The sequence below is a fragment of the Monashia sp. HAY1-5C genome, assembly GCF_056755255.1.
In genome coordinates this window covers 1-223 of sequence record NZ_JBPGXG010000591.1, presented here as the reverse complement: position 1 = coordinate 223, position 223 = coordinate 1, and the positions used below count along the sequence as shown (strand labels likewise).

The 223-nt window shown below is 65.5% G+C and carries 1 protein-coding gene; it reads right to left on the bottom strand.

Annotation, left to right across the window (positions count from 1 at the left end; all coding sequences use genetic code 11):
- On the bottom strand, nucleotides 1–203 hold a 203-nt coding region (locus ACR9ZK_RS22870), incomplete at its 3' end, for a hypothetical protein (RefSeq protein ID WP_481344210.1).
- Nucleotides 204–223 lie beyond the last annotated feature (20 nt).

Genomic DNA, 223 nt, shown 5'->3' with positions numbered 1-223 from the left:
CCCCCCCCCCCCCCCCCCCCCCCCCCCCCTTTCCAAAAAAAAACCGCCACACCAGATGTAGCTCCGTCTCGTGGGCTCGGAGATGTGTATAAGAGACAGGGGTAGGGCCGCTCGGTGCGGAAGAGCTCGGCCTCGCTGTCGAGGTCGACCATGGCGGCGTCGACGACCCGGAGCTCGAGCTGAGGACTGTCTCTTATCCACATCTGACGCTGCCGACGACGGA